Raw genomic sequence first — 16,722 nt, 5'->3', positions numbered from 1 at the left:
TTAAATCATGGCTGTAAATAAAGAACAAAGAAGATTAAGAATCAGAAGAAGTATCAGAACCAAAATTTCTGGTACTTCCGAAAGACCAAGACTGTCAGTATTTAGAAGCAATAAGAATATTTACGCTCAAATCATTGACGATTTATCAGGAGTTACAATTGCTTCTGCCTCTTCGTCAAAAGTTGATGGTAAAGAATCTAAAGTTCAGACTTCAACCGAAGTTGGAAAAGAGATTGCAAAACTGGCATTGGAAAAAGGTATTACCAGTGTTGTGTTCGACCGTTCCGGTTACCTTTATCATGGACGCGTTAAATCATTAGCCGACGGAGCACGTGAGGCTGGACTTAAATTCTAAATTATTATGATCAAGAATAATGTACGTGCTGTAAAGGCTAGCGAAACCGATCTGAAAGAACGGGTAGTAGCGATTAAACGTGTAGCAAAAGTAGTTAAGGGTGGCCGTCGCTTCAGCTTTTCTGCTATTGTTGTAGTGGGCGATGGTAATGGAACAGTTGGTTACGGCTTAGGCAAGGCTAACGAAGTTACCGATGCTATTGCTAAAGGAATAGATGATGCTAAAAAGAACCTGGTAAAGGTTCCTCTTTATCATACTACTGTTCCGCATGCTATTGAAGGCAAATATTCCGGTGGTTTTGTACTGGTGAAGCCAGCTGCTGCTGGTACTGGTGTACTTGCAGGTGGTGCTATGCGCGCCGTGCTGGAAAGTGCCGGTATTAAAGACGTATTAGCGAAATCTAAAGGATCTTCTAACCCGCACAACGTGGTTAAAGCTACTTTCGATGCACTTTCTAAAATGCGTGATCCTTTGGTTGTTGCTCAGCAACGTGGTATTTCATTATCTAAAGTATTCAACGGTTAAGCAATGGCACAAGTTACAATTACCCAGGTAAAAAGCATAATCGATAGACCTGAAACCCAGAAGCTGACAATTAAAGCTTTAGGTTTAGGCAAAATTAACAAAACAGTAACCGTAGAGCTTACGCCGCAGATTGCTGGAATGGTTAATAAGGTTCAACATTTAGTATCTGTAAAAAATATTTAAAATGAATTTAAGTTCATTAAAACCTGCTGAAGGCTCTGTTAAAAACAGAAAGCGCATCGGTAGAGGTACAGGTTCAGGCAGAGGGGGTACATCCACCCGTGGTCATAAAGGTGCGAAATCAAGATCTGGTTATTCAAGCAAAGCCGGTTTCGAAGGTGGACAGATGCCTTTACAGAGACGCGTTCCTAAGTTTGGTTTCAAAAACATTAACCGCGTAGAGTACTCTTCTATTAATTTAGATGTTCTGCAGAATCTGGCTGCTAAAGGTACTACTACCTTTACATTCGAGACTTTCAGAACAAACGGATTAGCTTCTAAAAATGATCAGATTAAAGTTTTAGGACGTGGCGAGCTTACAACAGCTGTTGAAGTTCAGGCCCATGCCTTCTCTAAATCTGCTATCGAAGCAATTGAAAAAGCAGGTGGTAAAGTAATTACCCTTTAATTTGGTATATGAATAAGCTTATTACAACTGTTAAGAACATTTTCGCGATTGACGATTTAAGAACTAGAATTCTAAATACGTTAGGTTTTATAGCCATTTTTCGTTTAGGTTCTTACGTTGTGCTTCCCGGCATTGATCCCTCGCAATTAAAATCTAACGCTCAAGGAATTTTTGGTGTTTTAGATACGCTTTTGGGAGGAGCATTTAGTAATGCGTCAATCTTCGCATTGGGTATAATGCCTTATATTTCTGCATCTATCGTACTGCAATTATTAACAATTGCAGTACCATATTTCCAAAAGATGCAGAAAGAAGGTGAGTCGGGTCGGAAAAAGATTAATCAGATTACCAGAGTTTTAACGATTGCTATAACCCTTGCGCAATCGGTAGGCTTTATTGCTACGATCAATAGCGAGGCAATAGTCGCCTCAACCACGCTCTTCACCATCAGTTCGATGATTATTCTTACAGCCGGAACAATGTTCTGTATGTGGTTAGGGGAAAAAATTACCGACAAAGGTATTGGCAATGGTATTTCCATGCTGATCATGATCGGGATTGCGTCGAGGTTGCCAGGTGCTATAATCGCAGAAGCTATTTCAAAGCAATTAAACGGAGCTTTATTATTTATCCTCGAGTTAGTTGTTCTCTACTTTATTGTAATGGCAGTAGTAATGCTGACCCAGGCAATTCGTAGAATTCCTATTCAATATGCAAAACAGATGGGCGCCGGTAATGCGGCGGCCGTTTCTGCCCAGCGCCAGTTTATTCCCCTGAAAGTGAATGCTGCCGGGGTAATGCCAATCATTTTTGCCCAGTCATTGATGTTTATCCCTGCTTTGGTTGGCTCGATGTGGCGCGATGTGAATGAAGACGTGGGAGGTTTTCTGAATACGTTATCAGATCCGCACTCTTTTGTACACAATCTTTTATTTGCCCTGCTAATTCTTGTTTTCACTTATTTCTATACCGCTATAAGTGTTAACCCTAATCAGATTGCAGATGATCTTAAAAGAAGCGGCGGTTTTGTACCGGGCATAAAACCAGGTTTAGCAACGTCTGAGTTTATCGACGATGTTTTATCAAAAATAACCCTGCCTGGCGCGATATTTTTGGCAATTGTTGCAATTTTGCCTACCTTTGCATTCCAATTAGGCGTTAGCCGTGAATTCTCCAGTTTCTTTGGCGGTACTTCCCTCATCATTATGGTTGGCGTTGTGCTTGATACGATGAATCAGATTGAGAGTTACCTGCTGATGAAACATTACGATAGTATGATGAAATCCGGCAAATTGAAAGGCCGGACTCAGAATATCGCAATTGCTTCTTAAGAATGATCTTTTATAAATCCGAAGAGGAAATAGATATTATCCGGGAGGGTGCCCAGATCTTAGGCAAAGCTCACGGTATAGTAGCTGAAAATATTAAAGAAGGTATCACCACCTTATCTCTCGATAAACTTGCTTACGAGTTTATCAGAGATTCGGGTGGTATTCCCTCATTTAAAGGTTATAATGGTTTTCCTAATAGCCTCTGTATTTCGGTAAACGAAGTAGTAGTACATGGTTTTCCCAGTCCTTATGTAATTAAGGAGGGAGACATTGTCTCAGTCGATTGCGGCGTGCATTATAAAGGCTATCACAGCGATAGTGCCTATACTCATCCAATTGGAAATGTTAATGCTGAAACTCGTTTACTTTTAGAGAAAACGAAAGAAGCCCTTTACCTTGGCATCGAACGAGCCATTGTTGGGAACCGGATGGGAGATGTAGCGCATGCTATTCAGCAGCACGTGGAAAAGGAAGGCTTTACCGTGGTGCGCGAATTGGTGGGGCATGGCATTGGCAAGAATTTGCACGAAGCGCCGGAAGTACCTAATTACGGAAAAAGAGGACAGGGGCTTAAATTGCAGGCTGGTCTTGTAATGGCTATTGAACCTATGGTAAATCTTGGAACCAGGAATATTGTTCAGGAAAATGATGGCTGGACAATCAGAACCCGGGACCGGAAGCCTTCCGCCCATTTTGAACATACTGTGGTAGTAAGAAAAGACAAAGCTGAGATTCTTACTACATTTGAATACATAGAAAAAGTATTAAGATAAAATATGGCCAAACAATCGTCAATCGAACAAGACGGTACAATCATTGAAGCATTATCAAATGCAATGTTTAGAGTCGAGCTCGAGAATGGACATCAGTTGATCGCTCACATCTCCGGTAAAATGAGAATGCACTACATTAAAATTTTACCGGGCGATAAAGTTAAGCTGGAAATGTCGCCATACGATCTTAGCAAAGGAAGAATTGTTTACCGATATAAATAAAAATAATGAAAGTCAAAACATCCGTAAAAAAGAGAAGTGTTGACTGTAAAGTGATTCGCCGGAAGGGCAAGCTTTACGTGATCAACAAGAAAAACCCACGTTATAAACAAAGACAAGGCTAAAAAAAATAAAAAATAAACATGGCTAGAATAGCAGGAGTAGATATTCCGGACAAAAAAAGAGGCGAGATCGCGCTGACCTATATCTTTGGTATTGGCAGAAGTGCATCTAAGTCTATCTTAACCAAAGCCGGAGTAAGTTACGATAAAAAAGTAAGTGACTGGACAGAAGACGAGGCAAGTGCTATCCGTAACATTATCGCTACAGAGCACAAAACCGAAGGTGTTCTTAGGTCAGAGGTACAGCTCAATATCAAACGTTTAATGGATATTGGGTCTTACCGGGGCTTACGTCATAGAAAAGGTTTACCAACCCGCGGTCAGCGTACCAAAAACAATTCACGCACCCGGAAAGGTAAGCGTAAAACTGTTGCAAATAAGAAAAAGGCTACTAAATAATATTAGATAATGGCTCAGAAAAGAAAAGATAAAGCTAAGAAGCGTGTTGTCGTTGTTGAACAGACTGGCCAAGTCCATATTAAAGCCTCTTTCAATAATATCATCATCTCAGTTACTAATAATAACGGCCAGGTAATTTCCTGGGCTTCTGCAGGTAAAATGGGCTTTAAAGGCTCAAAGAAGAATACTCCTTATGCCGCCCAGATGGCTGCTTCTGATTGTGCAAAAGTGGCTTACGAAGCTGGTATGCGCAAAGCAGAGGTTTTCGTTAAAGGCCCTGGCGCAGGTCGCGAATCCGCGATCAGAACTGTTCAGAATGTTGGAATTGAAGTAACTACCATTAAAGACGTTACTCCGCTTCCGCACAACGGTTGCCGTCCGCCAAAACGCAGAAGAGTTTAATTAGTAGCATTTTATTTGACATAATATAATATGGCAAGATATACAGGCCCCAAAAGCAAAGTTTCCAGAAGATTCGCTGAGCCGATTTTCGGTGCAAGCAAAGCATTGCAAAAGAAAGCTTATCCTCCTGGGATGCATGGTCGTGGCCGCCGCAAAAAACAGTCTGAATACGCCATTCAGCTGATGGAAAAACAAAAGGTTAAGTACCTTTATGGTATGCTGGAGAAACAGTTTTCTAACCTGTTCCAGAAAGCTGCCGCTAAAGGTGGAGTAACCGGCGAAACTTTCCTGGCGATGTTAGAGTCGCGTCTGGATAATACCGTTTATCGTTTAGGTATTGCTCCAACCCGTCGTGCAGCCCGCCAGCTTGTTTTACACAAACATATTACCGTAAACGGAGAGATCGTTAACATTTCTTCATATTCTTTAAGACCAGGCGATATTGTAGCAGTTAGAGAGAAATCTAAATCTTTAGAAGTTATTACCAACAGTCTTTCTGCCCGGAACGCCCGTCAGTTTTCTTGGTTAGAATGGGATGGTAAGGAGATGACCGGTAAATTCATATCGGCTCCTTCTAGAGATCTGATTCCTGAAAAAATTCAGGAGCAGCTGATCGTTGAGCTTTACTCTAAGTAATCTTTTTACTTAGAGTGAAGTTTCCCCAAATAAATTTTCAACCATTAAAATTGCGTATATGTCAATATTAGCTTTTCAAATGCCTGAAAAAGTTGTCATGGAAAAGTCAGATGACTTTAACGGACAATTTGAATTCAAGCCACTTGAAAAAGGATATGGTGTAACAATTGGAAATGCTTTAAGACGTATCTTATTATCTTCGCTGGAGGGTTATGCGATTACCGCTATTCGGATTCCGAGTGTGCTGCATGAGTTCTCAACCATCGAAGGGGTAATGGAGGATGTTTCCGAAATTATCCTGAACCTGAAAATGGTTCGTTTTAAGAAAGTGTCGGATATGGTAGATGATAAGATCACCGTTACTATTTCCGGTAAAGACAGCTTCCTGGCAGGCGAGATCAATAACTTCACCAGCAGCTTTGTGGTTCTGAACCCTGATCTGGTAATTTGCCACCTGGATTCCAGCGTTAATTTTGAAATTGAATTAACCATTCAGAAAGGCAGAGGCTACGTACCGGCAGATGAAAATAAGCCGAACGAGCAGGTATTTGGTCAGATCGCGATCGATGCTATTTACACTCCGATCAAGAATGTGCGTTACAGCATTGAAAATACCCGGGTTGAGCAGAAAACTGACTACGAGAAACTTTTAATTGACATTCAAACGGATGGTTCAATCCACCCGGAAGATGCCTTAAAAGGAGCCGCCAATATCCTGATCCAGCATTTTATGCTGTTCTCGGATAATACCATGACTTTCGAAACTGCCAAGCAGGAAGAAGAAGAAGCGGTTGATGAGGAAATGCTGCATATGCGTAAAGTGCTGAAAACGCAATTGAGCGATATGGATCTTTCCGTTCGTGCTTACAATTGCTTGAAAGCCGCGGATATCCGTACTCTTGGCGACCTGGTGCAGTTAGACCTGCAGGATATGATGAAGTTCAGAAATTTCGGTAAAAAGTCTTTGACTGAGCTGGAAAATCTGGTAGAAGAGAAAGGCTTAACCTTCGGGATGGATCTTTCTAAGTACAAATTAGAAGAAGATTAATAAATCGACTGCATAATTCCCGATCCCTTAATTGGTTGATCGACGGTATGCACGTGCACAATTAAATAAAAATGAGACACGGTAAAAAAATAAATCACTTAGGAAGAACCTCTGCTCACCGCAAGGCGATGCTTTCTAACATGGCTTCATCTTTAATTCTTCACAAGAGAATTACTACTACAGTTGCCAAAGCAAAAGCATTACGTAAGTACGTAGAGCCTCTTCTTACAAAGTCGAAAAACGATACTACGCACTCTCGTCGTACGGTTTTCTCTTACCTGCAGAACAAAGATTCGGTTAAAGAATTGTTCGATACGGTAGCTGCTAAAGTTGCTACCCGCCCAGGCGGATACACCCGTATCTTCAAAATGGGTAATCGTTTAGGTGACAACGCCGATATCTGTATCATTGAGCTTGTTGACTTCAACGAGACGCTGGTAAAAGAAACTGGTGCAGGAGCTGCTGCTAAAGGTAAATCCCGTAGAAGATCTTCTGGTAAGAAGAAAGCTGAAGGCGCTGAAGCTGCTGCAGGCTCTACTACTGAGATCAACGATACGTCTGCCACGGAATCTACTGAAACTGCAGAAGATGCGAAATAAGGTTAACTCCTTGAAATAATTTTAAAAGGGATACGATGGAAGTCGTATCCCTTTTTTATTTTTGCAAAACCCTTTATTATGAACAACAAGAAAGCGCTGGATGCCATCTTAATGCTGGAAGATGGTACTGTTTTTAAAGGTAAAGCCCTTGGCTCGGTTGGTACTACCGGTGGAGAGCTTTGCTTCAATACCGGCATGACCGGCTACCAGGAAATTTTTACCGACCCTTCTTATTACGGACAGTTGGTTTTAACTACTACTTCGCATATTGGGAATTACGGCGTAATTCCTACGGAGGTAGAATCTGATAAGATCCAGATCAAAGGGTTGGTATGTAAGGAATTTTCTACGCACTTTTCGCGCAAAATGGCCGACACTTCGCTGCAGGAATATTTTGAAAAAGCAGGTGTGGTTGGAATTTGCGAAATTGACACGCGGGAATTGGTGCGGTATATCCGTAGTAAAGGCGCCATGAATGCCGTAATTTCTTCCGAGATCTTAGATGAAGCTGAACTTGCCCTTCAGTTAAAGAATGTACCTTCGATGGCGGGCTTAGAGTTATCCTCGAAAGTTAGTACCTCCGAACCGTATGGTTTGGAAGCCGAAAACCCGAAGTACAAAGTTGCCGTTCTGGATCTTGGCGTAAAGCGGAACAGTCTGGATGAACTGGTTAACCGGGGTTGCGAATGCAAAGTATTCCCTTATAATACTCCTTTTGAGGAAATGGAAAAGTGGGGACCGGATGGCTATTATATTTCCAATGGTCCGGGCGACCCGGCTGCTACTACTGAGGCGGTGAATACCGTAAAGGAAGTGCTTAAAATTGAGAAGCCACTTTTCGGTATTTGTATGGGGCACCAGGTGCTGGCGCAGGCCAACGGAATTCCTACCTATAAAATGCATAACGGCCACCGCGGTCTGAACCATCCGGTTAAGAACCTGATTACCGGTAAATGTGAGGTAACTTCGCAGAACCATGGTTTTGCGGTAGATGCTGAGGCGGTGAAAGATCATCCGGAAGTGGAAGTAACGCACATAAACCTGAACGATAATACCGTAGAGGGAATCCGGATGAAGAACAAACCGGCATTTTCGGTACAGTACCATCCGGAATCTTCGCCGGGGCCGCACGATTCTGAATACCTTTTCGACGAATTTATTACCTTAATCAATAACTCAATTAAAAAATAAAACTATAAACAGCTAGACATGGGCTTGATCCAAGACATTAAAGCGCGCCAGATCTTCGATTCGCGCGGTAACCCGACAGTAGAAGTAGATGTAATTACCGAGAATGGTTTCCTGGGCCGCGCTGCGGTTCCTTCCGGAGCTTCTACCGGTAAGCACGAAGCCGTAGAGTTGCGCGACGGCGATAAGAGCCGCTACATGGGCAAAGGCGTAAGCCAGGCCGTGAAAAATGTGAACGAGCTCATCGCCGATGAGCTGATCGGTTTCTCGGTGTACGAGCAGAACCTGCTGGACAAGATCATGATCGAGCTGGATGGCACACCAAACAAAGCGAAATTTGGCGCCAATGCCATTCTGGGCGTTTCCCTGGCTATTGCCCGGGCGGCAGCGCAGGAAGCTGGTTTAAGCTTGTTCCGTTACGTAGGTGGTACTTCGGCCAATACCTTGCCGGTACCAATGATGAACATTCTGAACGGCGGCAGCCACGCAGATAATGCCATCGATTTCCAGGAATTCATGATCATGCCGGTTGGCGCTTCCTCTTTCTCTGAAGCGTTACGCATGGGCTCGGAAGTATTCCACCACCTGAAAAACGTACTGAAAGATAAAGGCCTTTCTACGAACGTAGGCGATGAAGGCGGCTTTGCGCCGAACTTGTCTTCGAACGAAGATGCTATTAAAGTGGTATTGCAGGCGATCGAAAAAGCGGGTTATAAGCCAGGCGACGATATGATGATCGCCATGGACGCGGCCAGCTCCGAGTTTTTTGACGGTAAACACTACCATTTCAAAAAATCTACCGGCGACAAACTGACTTCTTCGGAGATGGTTTCTTACTGGAAAGACTGGTGCTCGAAATACCCGATCCTTTCAATTGAAGACGGTATGGACGAAGACGATTGGAAAGGCTGGAAAGAACTGACTGATACTGTGGGTGATAAAGTGCAGCTGGTAGGTGATGACCTGTTCGTTACGAACGTGAAACGCCTGCAGGAAGGTATTGACCAGGGCGTAGCTAACGCAATCCTGATCAAGGTAAACCAGATCGGTTCGCTTTCCGAAACCATCGATGCGATTAACTTAGGCCGTAGAAACGGTTATAAGAGCATCATGAGCCACCGTTCCGGCGAAACCGAAGACAACACCATTGCTGACTTGGCTGTAGCGTTGAACACCGGTCAGATCAAAACCGGTTCGGCTTCGCGTTCTGACCGGATGGCGAAATACAACCAGTTGCTCCGCATTGAGGAAGAACTGGGTGAAACCGCTTACTATCCTGGCAGAAAAATGTAGTTTCGAATTTTCGATTGTTCGAATTTTCGACAAATAAATAAAGCGCTCTGGTAGAAAATTTTATACCGAGTTTCTTTGTAACTTTAAGGCCGCTTTCAGCAATGAGGGCGGCTTTCTTTTTAGTCTTTAGATGTTGGATATTAGACGCTGGACTTTTAGTTTCTAAAACTCCTAACTTTAAACTCATAACTCTTAACTCTTAACTTTTGCAAAGCAATGCTGGAGCGTATACCAAGAATTTTCCGGAGCTTTTATTTTCTCGTGACGGCGGCGTTTCTGGTATGGATGTTCTTTTTCGATGAGAACGATTTCATCCGGCAGTACCAGATGAGCAAAAAGCTGAGCGACCTGGAAGAGGAAAAGGAATACTACTTATCGAAAATTGCGGAAGTGCAGAAGGACCGCCACGAACTGATGAGCAATGCTGACTTGCTTGAGAAGTTCGCCCGGGAAAAATACCTTATGAAGCGGCCTGCGGAGGAAGTGTTTATTGTAGTTCCGAAGAAGGAAGATAAGTAGCTTTTTGGTTGGGAATGCTACTGTTTTGGAGGTAAGAGTAAGCTTTTTTATAAAGTGCATTCTGATTTTCTTCGCCTGCCTATCTATTTGTATAAAAGGTTTTTCTCAGGAATTAGGCGGGAAAACTAAAGATGAGCTCTTAGGCCCTTGGGAGTTTACGCCGAAGCTCGGATATGTTACTCAAAGTGCAAGTGGCTTGGAGGTAGGCCTGTTGTATGGAAGAGGCCTGGATATTCACAATAGCTTGACTTACGAGATACCTTCTTATGGAATAGCCACTGGGGGCGAAATTCTTGGCTATAATGGGAAAGTGTTTTTTATGCCAAAGCTTTCTGCTGAATTCCATTCCATGGCTTATGGCGGTAGATTAGACTTCTCTTATTTTAAAGTCAATAAGCATCAAGATTTATATTTAACCCCGCAATTTGGTTTAGGTATTACTTCTTTTCTTAGTCTGCTTTTTGGCTACAATATTTCTTTATCGGGTAAGAATTCAGATTACCTTAGTCCAATAAAATTCAGCATCTATTTAAATGCGCCAAAGCATTTTTCAAAAGGTGGAAAATTCTGGCCGGGTTAAAAATATAAATCCTGCTCTTTGTAGTCTTACGCAGGAGGACTGCAAAGCCTTTATGAAACAAGCCGTCTCTAACGGCGATACTCCACGCGAGTAAGCATCTACTGAAGAAAATTCATGGTAGCGTAGGGAAGTCAAAGACTTCCTTTTCATTTATAGTTTGTAGTCCTCCTGCGGAAGACTACAAACAGCAAAACAATAAGCTTGAAAACGCTACTATTTTCCTGCTAAAAACTAAAAAGCCACCTCAGAAGAAGTGGCTTTTACTTTTAATGTAGAAACGCTATCGTTTGCTATTCGATCTTCTTGCCTGCCATCGCTTTCTTAATCGAAATCTGCATCACGCGTTCGGCGAAAGGACGGGTTTGTTCTTCCAGTTCGTCTACGGCTTTCAGGATCTCGTCTTTGCTTTCGGATGGGAGTACAGCGCGGAGCTTGGCTAGGTTTCCTTCGGTAATGGAAATTTCTTCCGGGGTTAAATGCTCTTTATTTTTCTTCAGGAAATTCTCTACCTGGTAAAGCATCTGGTCGGCGGTGGTGCGGGCTTCAATTACCATGCGGGCGGAAACGTCTTCTTTGGCGTGGGTAATGGAATCCATCAGCATTTTTTCTACCTGGTCGTCGGTGAGGCCGTATTGCGGTTTTACTTCTACCTGCTGGTGCACGCCGGAACGCAATTCAATGGCTTCGACGGTTAAGATGCCGTCGGCATTCAGGATGAAGTTTACGTCAACTTTGGGCAGACCGGCCGGCATGGCAGGAATTCCCGTCAGGTTGAATTCGGCGAGCTTACGGTTTTCTTTTACCAGATCGCGTTCGCCCTGGTACACGGCAATTTTCATGTTTACCTGACCGTCTACCGAAGTGGTGTACTGGCGGCCGGCTTTGGTCGGGATCTTGGAGTTGCGCGGAATAATGCTGTCCATCAGGCCGCCCATCGTTTCGATGCCGAGCGTTAAAGGCGTTACATCCAGTAGCAGCACATCCTGGCGGTTGCCGGCCAGTACGTCGGCCTGAATGGCGGCGCCCAAAGACACTACTTCGTCCGGGTTCAGGGAGTTGTTGGCCGGTTTTCCGAAGAAATCCGATACGGTTTTGTACACCAGCGGCACACGGGTAGAACCACCCACCATAATTACCGAGTCGATCTTATCGGCAGTCAGGTTCGCATCCTGCAGCGCCTGCCGGCACGAAACCATGGTACGTTCTACGATTGGCGTGATCAGGTTCTGGAATTGCTGTTTATTCAGATCGCAGGTTAAACCGGTAGCGGATTTGGCCGAAAAAGTATCGTGCGTGGTGAGTTGCTTTTTGGCTTCTTCGGCCAGTAAACGGATCTCCTGGCTCAACGATTTATTTTCCTGCAGCACTTCCGGCACCAACCCGTTTTCCGTTAACCAATGGTCGATAATTGCCCGGTCGAAGTCATCGCCGCCCAGATAAGTATCGCCGTTGGTGGAAAGCACTTCGAAAATGCCGTTGCTGATCTGAAGAATGGAAATATCGAAGGTGCCGCCGCCTAAGTCGTACACGGCAATCGTTTTTTCTTCCGAAGGATCCAAGCCGATGCCATAAGCCAAAGCTGCTGCCGTTGGTTCGTTCACGATGCGAAGCACTTCCAGCCCGGCCAGTTTGCCGGCATCGCGGGTAGCCTGCCGTTGCGAATCGTTGAAATAGGCCGGCACGGTAATTACGGCGCGGTTCACCGGGGTTTTTAAAGCATGTTCGGCGCGCTTGCGGAGTTCTTTCAGGATCTCGGCCGAAAGCTCGATCGGGGAGTAGAAGTTATTGCCGATGCGCACTTTTACCAGGCCTTCGGTATTGTCGTCGATGATCTTGTAGCCAAAGAAATTCCGGTGGGCATCCAGATCGCCGTACGATTTTCCTAAAAGACGCTTTACCGAATAAATAGTATTGGCCGGGTCGGTAAGCAGGTAAGGCTTGGCTTCGTTGCCGACTACGGTTTCGCCGTGCGGACCGAAGTGCACCACGGAAGGCACGATCTCGCCCATTTCCTGGTCGTTTATTGCTACTGCTTTCTTCAGCTCCGGGTGCATGTACGCTACCAGGCTGTTGGTAGTGCCCAGGTCGATGCCCACCACCATGTCTTCCTGCTGAAGGCTGCCCGTAGAGAGGTTTATTGCAACTTTTGCCATAGTTCAAACTTAGGGGTTGCAGGGAATTCTGCAAGCCGGGGCAAAATTACGAATAAATGCCCGATTTAAGTTGGAAGAAAAAAAGTGGAGAATACCGGGAATAAATTTGTGCCCCAATGCGTTTAACTTAAAAGATCCTATCATTTTTAACGCAGCCGGTGTTTAATCGTATAGAGTTATTCGAATGAGGAAGATAGTTTGGCTGGGTTGGAGTTAGTTCTGAATATTACTTTTAAAAGATAAAGCACATGCGGAAAGGAAATAATACGACGAAAGGGTTGGCAGGTAAGCGGTTTGCAAAACGTATTCTGCCTTTTTTTGCGCCCTTATTTTTGGCCAGCCTCTCGGCCCCTTCTAAAACAGTGGAAGCCAAATCTGCCCTCAACGCGGTACACTCTAAAATTGAAGCGCTGAAAAACTCGAACTTCCAGATGAGTATTCTGGAAATGTACGAAGACCTGGGCCTGGAAAAACAGGGGCTTTCCCTGAAAACCTTCGACGAAGCGATAATGGGGTACCTCAACCTGAAAAATGCGGGCCTGCTCTCCGGGAAGCCTTACCTCTCCATTGTCGATTTCGACCGGCCTTCTACCCAAAAACGTTTCTGGCTGATTGATCTTAAAAAGCGCAAAGTGCTGAATTATACCTACGTAACGCACGGGAAGAATTCGGGCGGCACCATTGCCAAACAGTTTTCCAATATAAACGATTCGAACATGAGCAGCCTGGGTTTTTACGTAACCGAAGCGGTTTATTACGGCAAGCACGGCTTATCGCTGAAGCTGGACGGGGTAGACGAAGCGCATAACTCCAATGCCCGTTTGCGGAACATTGTGATGCACGGCGCTGATTATGCCACCGAAGATTTTATCCGGCAGCAGGGCTATTTAGGCCGCAGCGAAGGTTGCCCGGCCTTGCCGATGGGCGAACACAAAGACGTGATCGAAAAAATTCAGGACCGTACGGCCTTGTTCATTCATTCGGATAAGCAAGATTATAGTTCCCGCTTCCTGAACCAGCAAACGGCTATGGAAGTGTTTTATAATAATGAGAACGTGATCTGAGTTCTATTGCAGCAAACATTAGTAAGTCCGCCCGGTTAATTCAGGCGGACTTTTTTTATGAGTTTCCCTGGCGTTGGAAGGATAAAATATTGATGCTGATACTTGTTGGGAATAACAAAAGTAAATTTTATATTTAGCGAATAAAGTACTGCTACTCCTAAAATTCCTGCTATGAAATTAAGATCATTACTCGCTGCATCCCTTTTAGGTCTTTTTCTGAACAACGCGGCCGAAGCCCAGACGCAACCGGCTAACGGTTGTACCACCGATGCCTATAACCGGGCCTTAGCGCAAAAGCACCCGGCCACGTCTGCCAGTAGCGCGGCCATAGAACAACAGATCCAGCAATACATCCGCCAGCAGGCAAATCGGAGAAAAGCCGGGCCGGTACTTAAAATTCCGGTGGTGGTGCACGTGGTTACCGAAAGCGGCTGTAACGGTATCTCCAAAGCCCAGATCCTGAACGGGCTGGAAGTTGTGAACCAGGATTTCAGAAGGCAGAACCCGGATACGGCCAACACACGCGCCATTTTTAAGCCTTACGCCGCAGATACCGAAATTGAATTCGTGCTGGCCCGTATAGGTCCAGGGGGAGCGGCAACCGAAGGTATTAACCGCGTTACTTCACCGCTTGCCAATTTATCGCATAATTGGGACGACCTGAAGATTGCAGTACCAGCTTGGCCCACAGATAAATATTTAAATATCTGGTTAGTAGAAAGTATAAATTCCAATGTAGTACCCGGAGCACATGAAAGCGGTTATTCCCAGTTTCCAGGTGTCGGCCCCTGGAATACATACGGCGTCGTTTTAATGCATTCCATGTGGGGTAAGCAAGGCGCAGTACCTGGCTCAACTGCCCTGAACTCCGGTCGTGAAGCAACCCACCACATAGCCCATTCTTTTCACTTAATGCATGATTGGGGATGTAGTAATACCAATGGAAGTTGCTCCGGCGACCTGGTACTCGATACCCCGCCTTATGATCCTGCATTAATAACTTCGCCATGTAACCTTAATCAGAATACTTGTCAAAACGATGTAAGTTGCAGCGGCTTTACCTCTGATATGCCTGACCAGGTTGAAAACTACCTGTACCCATCTGCTCCGGATTGCAGGAACATGTTTACCCAAGGGCAGAAAGCCCGGATGCAGGCTGCTTTAAACACTTACCCTCAGCTTCAGAATTTAATTTCCGCTTCCAATGCCATTGCTACCGGAATAGATCCAGGTGTAACGGTAAGGCCAATGCTACCAATGCCTTATTTTTGTGTGGACAACCGAAGAATTTGTGAGGGCGGTTCCATTACCTTCACCGACAAATCGTACGAAGCGGCAGGAACAAGCTGGTACTGGAATTTTCAGGGCGGAACGCCGGCTACTTCCACGGCGCAAAACCCGGTAGTTACTTATAATACGCCAGGGAAATATGATGTCACGCTTTCGGTTGCGAACGCTGATGGAGTAATGACTCTTTCCATGAACGACCATATAACCGTAGTGCCAACCAGCAATCGGTTGAATATAAGCTACCCTCATTATTATGTAGAAAATTTTGAGGAACCTACTTTCCCGGAAAGCGCTACCCCCAACCGAACCTGGGAAAAAAGCACCAGCTCGCTGGCGGCCAATGCCGGAAACTGGACCCAGGTAAATACCGCATCTTCGGGTTATAGTGGCGGTACAAATAGCCTTCGCCTGCAGAATGCCAATATTCCGGCCGGAACGATCTCAACCTTAATTACGCCAAACTTCACTTTCCAGGGTGGTATTCCGAGCCATTTAGGTTTCTATTATGCCTATGCCAAAAAGAACAACCAGCCCTTGGAAGAATTACAGATTTCTGCCTCTGCCGATTGCGGCCAGACCTGGGACGTTCCATTTATTAGGTTAAGAGGAAATCAATTGGTTACCAACGGTGGCACGATAGTTCCGGGTAATTATGTTCCAGCTTCCGGCGAGTGGCAAATGGAATCAGTGCCTTTTTCCCAGGCCCTGCCTTTTGGCAATTTGCCTTCCCACATTATGTTCAAAGTGGAAGCGGTAAGCAACAGTGGCGGCAACCTTTATTTTGATCATTTCTTCATGGGAACGGTGCTGGGTGTGGGGGAAAATCTGGCCGCAAAGCATAAGATCAGCCTTTTCCCGAACCCGCTCACTTCCGAAACCGGTATCGCTTTTGAATTAAAAACTGCTGAGAAAGTAGCCGTAAAAGTGATGGATGTGGTTGGAAATACAATTTACGAACAGCAGGAAAACACTTTTAAAGCAGGTTCGCATACCATTTCATTAGCCGGTAAACTGAAAACAGCCAAAGCCGGCATGTACCTGGTGCAAATGAGTTTGGGCGGGAAAGTGTATAATACCAAACTGCTCGTTCAATAAGAATCAGGCTCCAGAAAAATGGAAAATGCGCTGTCAGGTAATGGCAGCGCATTTTTTTATGGGGTAGTTTTTCAATGGTTTTTCCGGTAGCTATCTTTTAAAAAAGGCCGTCATCCTTCGCTGTCGCTCATGATGACAAGTTAAAAAACTGAAGTACGGTTGTTGGTGAAAACACCATAGCCGTCAGGCTAGGAAGAAAAGCCGGTCATTCCGAGTACAAGTAAGTGCGGGAGCACGAAATTTGCGAGCGTAGCTCTCGAGGAAACTTATACATACTTCTATGACAAAGCGAGCGTTGCAAGATTTGTCTTACCGTTTAATTTAAAATATGCGGCTTCAAAAGTTCCCTCAGAGCTCCGCTCGCAAGTTTCGCGCTTCCTCGCGCTCACTTGTGTTCGAGATGACCCAATAAATTAGCTTAGCCTGACGGCTATAGTGTTTTCACCAACAACGGCAAGTTCCTTTACTTTCATCGCAACCCTAAAAAAAACCGATCTGAAATT

General features: G+C 44.7%; 20 protein-coding genes. 19 read left to right on the top strand and 1 reads right to left on the bottom strand.

Features of this window, described 5'->3' with window-relative positions; translation table 11 throughout:
- Positions 1-7 precede the first annotated feature (7 nt).
- The 17 genes from rplR to F0P94_RS10885 all read left to right on the top strand — a co-directional run bounded on the left by rplR (position 8) and on the right by F0P94_RS10885 (position 10,617).
- On the top strand, positions 8-355 hold the full coding sequence (rplR, locus tag F0P94_RS10965) for a 50S ribosomal protein L18 (RefSeq protein WP_150903925.1): 348 nt from the start codon (positions 8-10) through the stop codon (positions 353-355).
- 6 nt (positions 356-361) lie between these two features.
- Positions 362-880, top strand: a complete 519-nt coding sequence (rpsE, locus tag F0P94_RS10960) for a 30S ribosomal protein S5 (RefSeq protein ID WP_150903924.1) — start codon at positions 362-364, stop codon at positions 878-880.
- A gap of 3 nt (positions 881-883) precedes the next feature.
- Positions 884-1,063, top strand: a complete 180-nt coding sequence (gene rpmD, locus F0P94_RS10955; RefSeq protein WP_150903923.1) for a 50S ribosomal protein L30 — start codon at positions 884-886, stop codon at positions 1,061-1,063.
- Between the two features lies 1 nt (position 1,064).
- Positions 1,065-1,508: a 50S ribosomal protein L15 gene (rplO, locus tag F0P94_RS10950; protein WP_150903922.1), complete on the top strand. Its 444-nt coding sequence runs from the start codon at positions 1,065-1,067 to the stop codon at positions 1,506-1,508.
- An 8-nt stretch (positions 1,509-1,516) separates the two neighbouring features.
- Positions 1,517-2,839, top strand: coding sequence for a preprotein translocase subunit SecY (gene secY / locus F0P94_RS10945; RefSeq protein ID WP_150903921.1), 1,323 nt, complete (start codon positions 1,517-1,519; stop codon positions 2,837-2,839).
- Between the two features lie 2 nt (positions 2,840-2,841).
- Positions 2,842-3,612: a type I methionyl aminopeptidase gene (gene map / locus F0P94_RS10940; RefSeq protein ID WP_150903920.1), complete on the top strand. Its 771-nt coding sequence runs from the start codon at positions 2,842-2,844 to the stop codon at positions 3,610-3,612.
- A gap of 3 nt (positions 3,613-3,615) precedes the next feature.
- Positions 3,616-3,834, top strand: coding sequence for a translation initiation factor IF-1 (gene infA, locus F0P94_RS10935; protein ID WP_150903919.1), 219 nt, complete (start codon positions 3,616-3,618; stop codon positions 3,832-3,834).
- Positions 3,835-3,839: 5 nt separating this feature from the next.
- On the top strand, positions 3,840-3,956 hold the full coding sequence (gene rpmJ / locus F0P94_RS10930) for a 50S ribosomal protein L36 (RefSeq protein WP_150903918.1): 117 nt from the start codon (positions 3,840-3,842) through the stop codon (positions 3,954-3,956).
- 18 nt (positions 3,957-3,974) lie between these two features.
- A complete protein-coding gene (gene rpsM / locus F0P94_RS10925; RefSeq protein WP_150903917.1) occupies positions 3,975-4,352 on the top strand; it encodes a 30S ribosomal protein S13 in 378 nt (125 codons plus the stop codon).
- A gap of 9 nt (positions 4,353-4,361) precedes the next feature.
- Complete coding sequence (rpsK, locus tag F0P94_RS10920; RefSeq protein WP_150903916.1) at positions 4,362-4,754, top strand: 30S ribosomal protein S11; 393 nt, start codon at positions 4,362-4,364, stop codon at positions 4,752-4,754.
- 30 nt (positions 4,755-4,784) lie between these two features.
- Positions 4,785-5,390, top strand: a complete 606-nt coding sequence (rpsD, locus tag F0P94_RS10915; protein WP_150903915.1) for a 30S ribosomal protein S4 — start codon at positions 4,785-4,787, stop codon at positions 5,388-5,390.
- 58 nt (positions 5,391-5,448) lie between these two features.
- Positions 5,449-6,438: a DNA-directed RNA polymerase subunit alpha gene (locus tag F0P94_RS10910; protein WP_150903914.1), complete on the top strand. Its 990-nt coding sequence runs from the start codon at positions 5,449-5,451 to the stop codon at positions 6,436-6,438.
- 71 nt (positions 6,439-6,509) lie between these two features.
- Positions 6,510-7,037, top strand: coding sequence for a 50S ribosomal protein L17 (gene rplQ, locus F0P94_RS10905; protein ID WP_150903913.1), 528 nt, complete (start codon positions 6,510-6,512; stop codon positions 7,035-7,037).
- A gap of 78 nt (positions 7,038-7,115) precedes the next feature.
- A complete protein-coding gene (gene carA, locus F0P94_RS10900) occupies positions 7,116-8,228 on the top strand; it encodes a glutamine-hydrolyzing carbamoyl-phosphate synthase small subunit (protein WP_150903912.1) in 1,113 nt (370 codons plus the stop codon).
- Between the two features lie 18 nt (positions 8,229-8,246).
- Positions 8,247-9,518: a phosphopyruvate hydratase gene (eno, locus tag F0P94_RS10895; protein ID WP_150903911.1), complete on the top strand. Its 1,272-nt coding sequence runs from the start codon at positions 8,247-8,249 to the stop codon at positions 9,516-9,518.
- 216 nt (positions 9,519-9,734) lie between these two features.
- On the top strand, positions 9,735-10,037 hold the full coding sequence (locus tag F0P94_RS10890) for an FtsB family cell division protein (protein ID WP_150903910.1): 303 nt from the start codon (positions 9,735-9,737) through the stop codon (positions 10,035-10,037).
- Positions 10,038-10,062: 25 nt separating this feature from the next.
- On the top strand, positions 10,063-10,617 hold the full coding sequence (locus tag F0P94_RS10885; protein ID WP_150903909.1) for a hypothetical protein: 555 nt from the start codon (positions 10,063-10,065) through the stop codon (positions 10,615-10,617).
- A gap of 290 nt (positions 10,618-10,907) precedes the next feature.
- Here the strand turns inward: F0P94_RS10885 and hscA are convergent, their stop codons facing one another.
- On the bottom strand, positions 10,908-12,770 hold the full coding sequence (gene hscA, locus F0P94_RS10880) for a Fe-S protein assembly chaperone HscA (protein ID WP_150903908.1): 1,863 nt from the start codon (positions 12,768-12,770) through the stop codon (positions 10,908-10,910).
- A 362-nt stretch (positions 12,771-13,132) separates the two neighbouring features.
- Between hscA and F0P94_RS10875 the strand changes: the two genes are divergently transcribed.
- Complete coding sequence (locus tag F0P94_RS10875; protein ID WP_191907015.1) at positions 13,133-13,834, top strand: murein L,D-transpeptidase catalytic domain family protein; 702 nt, start codon at positions 13,133-13,135, stop codon at positions 13,832-13,834.
- A gap of 171 nt (positions 13,835-14,005) precedes the next feature.
- On the top strand, positions 14,006-16,219 hold the full coding sequence (locus F0P94_RS10870; RefSeq protein WP_150903906.1) for a PKD domain-containing protein: 2,214 nt from the start codon (positions 14,006-14,008) through the stop codon (positions 16,217-16,219).
- The last annotated feature ends 503 nt before the right edge of the window (positions 16,220-16,722 follow it).

It is taken from the genome of Adhaeribacter soli, from assembly GCF_008727925.1.
Lineage (GTDB): Bacteria > Bacteroidota > Bacteroidia > Cytophagales > Hymenobacteraceae > Adhaeribacter_A > Adhaeribacter_A soli.
The sequence above is the reverse complement of the archived record's forward strand: the minus strand, read 5'-3'. Positions and strand labels throughout refer to the sequence as shown.

Excerpts from the sequence above, each read along its gene's own strand:
- map (WP_150903920.1), top strand. The coding sequence starts at position 2,842 with ATGATCTTTTATAAATCCGAAGAGGAAATAGATATTATCCGGGAGGGT.
- infA (WP_150903919.1), top strand. The coding sequence starts at position 3,616 with ATGGCCAAACAATCGTCAATCGAACAAGACGGTACAATCATTGAAGCA.
- F0P94_RS10890 (WP_150903910.1), top strand. The coding sequence starts at position 9,735 with ATGCTGGAGCGTATACCAAGAATTTTCCGGAGCTTTTATTTTCTCGTG.
- rplQ (WP_150903913.1), top strand. The coding sequence starts at position 6,510 with ATGAGACACGGTAAAAAAATAAATCACTTAGGAAGAACCTCTGCTCAC.
- rpmD (WP_150903923.1), top strand. The coding sequence starts at position 884 with ATGGCACAAGTTACAATTACCCAGGTAAAAAGCATAATCGATAGACCT.
- carA (WP_150903912.1), top strand. The coding sequence starts at position 7,116 with ATGAACAACAAGAAAGCGCTGGATGCCATCTTAATGCTGGAAGATGGT.
- eno (WP_150903911.1), top strand. The coding sequence starts at position 8,247 with ATGGGCTTGATCCAAGACATTAAAGCGCGCCAGATCTTCGATTCGCGC.
- rpmJ (WP_150903918.1), top strand. The coding sequence starts at position 3,840 with ATGAAAGTCAAAACATCCGTAAAAAAGAGAAGTGTTGACTGTAAAGTG.
- rpsD (WP_150903915.1), top strand. The coding sequence starts at position 4,785 with ATGGCAAGATATACAGGCCCCAAAAGCAAAGTTTCCAGAAGATTCGCT.
- rplR (WP_150903925.1), top strand. The coding sequence starts at position 8 with ATGGCTGTAAATAAAGAACAAAGAAGATTAAGAATCAGAAGAAGTATC.
- rpsE (WP_150903924.1), top strand. The coding sequence starts at position 362 with ATGATCAAGAATAATGTACGTGCTGTAAAGGCTAGCGAAACCGATCTG.
- rpsK (WP_150903916.1), top strand. The coding sequence starts at position 4,362 with ATGGCTCAGAAAAGAAAAGATAAAGCTAAGAAGCGTGTTGTCGTTGTT.
- secY (WP_150903921.1), top strand. The coding sequence starts at position 1,517 with ATGAATAAGCTTATTACAACTGTTAAGAACATTTTCGCGATTGACGAT.
- hscA (WP_150903908.1), bottom strand. The coding sequence starts at position 12,770 with ATGGCAAAAGTTGCAATAAACCTCTCTACGGGCAGCCTTCAGCAGGAA.
- rplO (WP_150903922.1), top strand. The coding sequence starts at position 1,065 with ATGAATTTAAGTTCATTAAAACCTGCTGAAGGCTCTGTTAAAAACAGA.
- F0P94_RS10870 (WP_150903906.1), top strand. The coding sequence starts at position 14,006 with ATGAAATTAAGATCATTACTCGCTGCATCCCTTTTAGGTCTTTTTCTG.
- F0P94_RS10910 (WP_150903914.1), top strand. The coding sequence starts at position 5,449 with ATGTCAATATTAGCTTTTCAAATGCCTGAAAAAGTTGTCATGGAAAAG.
- rpsM (WP_150903917.1), top strand. The coding sequence starts at position 3,975 with ATGGCTAGAATAGCAGGAGTAGATATTCCGGACAAAAAAAGAGGCGAG.